This is a genomic window from Candidatus Caldatribacterium sp. (assembly GCA_014359405.1).
Lineage (GTDB): Bacteria > Atribacterota > Atribacteria > Atribacterales > Caldatribacteriaceae > Caldatribacterium > Caldatribacterium oleiphilum.
In genome coordinates, this window is the sequence record JACIZN010000069.1 from 1 (window position 1) to 3,824 (window position 3,824).

Below are 3,824 nucleotides of genomic sequence, written 5' to 3' on the forward strand. Positions count from 1 at the left end.
TGCAGAACCGCAGGGTGGCTTTCGATGACCTTCTCCACCCGGGAGGGATAGACGGAAAAGCCTGAACATTTGATGATTCTTTTGAGGCGGCCGGTGAAGTACACGTACCCATCCTCGTCCATAAAGCCCAAATCTCCGGTGTGGAGCCAGAGGCGACCGTCCTCGTGTTGCCGAAGGACCTGTGCTGTTTCATCGGGACGGTTATTGTAGCCGAGCATCACCGTGGGTCCACTGACGCAGATTTCTCCTTCTTCTCCTCTTGGTACTTCTTCCGTTGTCTGAGGACGGACGATTTTGAAGCGATTGCCCGGAAGAGGTAGTCCGATGCTCCCTGCTTTTTGGGAGTTTTCGGGCATAACTGAGCAGGCGGAGACACACTCTGTGAGGCCATAACCTTCCCGGAGGGTCACGTTGCTTTTGTGGTTCTTCATAAAGTCGTTGAACCGGTGGATGAGAGAGGGAGGTACTCTATCCCCTCCACTGACAGCGGTCTTAAGGAAGGAGAAGGAGAGCCTCTCGAGTTTTCTGCTACTCAACAGCGCTTCAAAATGGGTGGGCACACCAGCAATGTAATTTGGCTTCTTTTTGGCTACAGCTTTGATGAACTCTTCTTTGCTGAAGCGAGGTACAAGGATGCAGCACCCGCCTCCCAAAAGCGCAGGATGGAGGCACACACCCAGGCCGAATCCATGGAAGAAGGGCAGAATACAGAGTACTGATTCGCCTGGAGAAGGTCGAATCTGGGAGAGTACCTGGTCGGCTAAGGCGTTGAGGTTTCCGTTCGTAAGGAGCACCCCTTTTGGAGTTCCGGTGGTGCCCCCGGTGAAGAGAATGAGCGCAGGGTCACAAGGAGCATAGTGAAAAGCCCGTTCCACAGGTGGAGGAAGGTCTCTCGCAAGATTCTCCCAGCTTACCAGGAAATCGTTATTCCTGAGGGGCAAAGCCTTATGGCCTTTCCTCTTTCGGAAAAGGGCAAGGAGTCGGAGAGAAAAGGGGAGCTCTGCGAGTGGGTTCGTCAGTACGACTTTTGCGATCGCGCTCTCTTCAACGCATTCCTTGAAGTTCCGATAGAAAATATCCATGGTGATGAGCCACTTGCTCTCTGTGTCCTGGATGTAAAAGGACATTTCCGAAGCGGTGGAGAGAGGATGCACGAGGCAACTCACCGCCCCCATGAGGTTGAGGGAGTAGAGCGATATAACCATCTCAGGAACGTTGGGGAGACAGAGAATCACCCGATCACCTGGAGCAATCCCAAGCCTTTGCCAGGCGGAAGCGAATCTCCGGATTCTCTCGCTCAACGCACGGTAGGTAATTCGGCGCCCATAGTACTCAAGGGCAGTTAGTTCAGGGTGCTTTTCGGCTGCATCCAAAAACCGCTCAGCTATGGACTTTTCGCTGTGGTTCTCATGCATCTTTACCCGCTCCTGCGGCAAGAGGTTTCTCTAACTCTTCCGGTTGCTCCATGAGCCTTTTGAAAACCTGAAAAGCACTGGCAAGGTAGAATCCATCGGCGATACGCTCATCCACCGTGAAGGTAACCTCCACAAAGGTTTTCTTCACCGGTTTGCCCTCCTCGTTGAGCACCCACTCATCGGCGTACTTCCCCAGGGCCACAAAGACCGAGGCCGTTCCCCATTCGTAGAGGTGGTGGTAGGGAGCCCCTACTCCGATGCTCCCCACATTCGTCACGAACGCACCGGTATGGAAGGGGTCCGCGCGCACTATGGATGTCGGCAAGAGGCCGAGGTTGTCGAGGAGACGTAAGACCCCCGCAACCAGGGTGATCATCCAGCCGGGCATTCTGGAGAAAAGCCGAATGAGATGCTCGCTCTCGGTATCGCCCTTCTCACGAGCCCTCGCTACAGAGGCTCCCACCCGTTCAACCACATCAAGGAGGGTATCGGTGGGTAGAAAGGTCTCCTTCACCACGAACGCACGGGAAGACTCTGTGAATTCCTTCTTCACCACGAAGGAAATTTGCATCTCGTTCCGTTCGTAGATACGCTTCCCTATGACGAACCGACCGAGTTTAGGCTTTAAGGCCGCGGTCCGCACAATCGCCGCAAGGAGTACGTGGAAAAGGGTTACCTTTTGGGGAGGGTTGCCGGCATTCTTCTCTCTCAGGTATTCCAGGGTATGGGTGACGTCAAGTCTCTCCCGGAAGTACACGACGGATTCGTGCCGGGTAGGAAAGATGAAGGGCTCCAGCCTTTGCATGGGGTCGATGTCCCGTGCTAAGACTCCGTCACAGCGGATGTCCCTTATGAGGAGCCGCCAGAAGAAATTTTTCCTAAGTTGCACAACCCACCACCCCAGCTGTAGCACAGGGTGTTTCAAGTTGCTCAATAATCCATCGAGCCACCCGCCAGGACCCCTTTTCGATTCCCTCAAGTACCGGTGTGGTCCTCAGTCTCTCGATATTCCTGCGGCAGCGGTCAAGGAGCTCCCGTTCTTCCATGATCCTTTGGAGAAGGGTGAGGAAGGTGCAAACGTCAGGAGCATAGAAACCGACCCCTTCCTTGAGGCAAAAGTCCAGGTTGCCCCTCTCGTTCAAGCACACCCAGTGGGTAAAAATGAGGGGACAGCCGCAGGCCAGAGACTCAAAGGTAATGGTTGGACTGGCTTTAGACACGGAGAGGTCTGCGACGGCAAGAAGAGCACGCATCTCCTCCACATAGCCCAGGACGATGAGGTTTGTCCTGAGATTCACATCCTCGCGGAGGCTGCTCAAGAATCGATGGAGTTTTTCGTTTCTCCCACACACTGCGATGACGTTGACCGGCAAGTTACGGTGACATATCGCCTCGATATAGTCTTTTGTTTTGCCGATTCCCTGCTCGCCTGAAGTGAAAAGAAGGGTCAGCTTGTCCCTGCCAAGTCCATACATCCTCCGCACTTTCTCTTTCTCCTCTTCAGTCATTCCTTTTGCAAATTGGGCTCGAAGAGGATAGGAGAGGGTAACGATTTTCTCCTTCGGCATTCCGTTTTTGAGGAGATAGGAGGAAGCGATGGGGTTACTCGCCACAATGAAGTCTAAGCGGTTGTCAATCCACATCCTGTGGCCGACGAATGGGTCAGTCATGAAGGCGACAACCTTACATGGCAGGCTGTACCGTTCCCGCGCCATGGCAGCAAGGGTACCACAGAAAAAGTGGGTGGCAAAGACGAAATCGGGTCGAAAATCTCGGATGTATTCTATACCCCGGCGGGTGAAATCGGGAAAGAGGTAGCGGAGGAGATTCCGACTGTGGGTGAGGGGAAAGAGGCTGTCGATGGCCCGATTGAAGATTAAAGCTATGCCCGGATGGGACAGGGCGAAATCCCAGGAACGCTTGAGGAAACGCTCTGTTCTTTTTGCCTGTGCCACGCTTGCAAGATCCACCACCTCAATCCAGTACTGCGAAGGAGCAATTTCCTCTATGGCGTCCTTGACTGCGAAAGCTACCATCCTGTGGGTGCCGCCTAATCCGAGCATGGGGATGAGAATGCGCTTTTGCTGCTTTTCCACAGGACTCATTCCTTTTGCATAACCGCTTCAGTACACCCTCCCCCGGGCGAACTGGACAATGACGCACAGGGTGATGAGCACGAGAAAGACGCTTGCGGCAAGTACCACTCCCTGGGCCCGGACCGTTGTGTCAGCCGTGCGTTTCAAAAGGATGCCTAAAATAGCCCAGTCAACGACAAGGGCGTAGAAGGGGTCTCTTCGTCCGAAGAGCATGACGAGGGCAAGAAGGGTTCCAATTCCCATGACAAGTATGGTCCAGAACTCTTCACTCAGGCCGAGTCGACCCCATTTGTAAGCCACAAGGAGGGTGGTG

At 54.0% G+C, this 3,824-nt stretch carries 4 protein-coding genes and 1 pseudogene (1 of these 5 running past the window's edge); all 5 read right to left on the reverse strand.

Annotated elements, in window-relative coordinates; translation table 11 throughout:
* Window positions 1–1,415 (reverse strand): acyl--CoA ligase (locus H5U36_06475; GenBank protein ID MBC7217778.1); only part of this gene is annotated, 1,415 nt, incomplete at its 3' end.
* Window positions 1,408–2,304: a 2-oxo acid dehydrogenase subunit E2 gene (locus tag H5U36_06480; GenBank protein MBC7217779.1), complete on the reverse strand. Its 897-nt coding sequence runs from the start codon at window positions 2,302–2,304 to the stop codon at window positions 1,408–1,410. The genes H5U36_06480 and H5U36_06475, both read right to left, overlap by 8 nt.
* Window positions 2,294–3,511, reverse strand: a complete 1,218-nt coding sequence (locus H5U36_06485) for a hypothetical protein (GenBank protein MBC7217780.1) — start codon at window positions 3,509–3,511, stop codon at window positions 2,294–2,296. The genes H5U36_06480 and H5U36_06485 overlap by 11 nt, the downstream gene beginning before the upstream one ends.
* Window positions 3,512–3,538: 27 nt before the next feature.
* Window positions 3,539–3,754 carry a hypothetical protein gene (locus H5U36_06490; protein ID MBC7217781.1) on the reverse strand — a complete coding sequence of 72 codons (216 nt, stop codon included), beginning with the start codon at window positions 3,752–3,754 and terminating at the stop codon, window positions 3,539–3,541.
* A gap of 26 nt (window positions 3,755–3,780) precedes the next feature.
* Window positions 3,781–3,824: pseudogene (locus tag H5U36_06495) on the reverse strand (tryptophan-rich sensory protein); it runs 499 nt beyond the window's last position.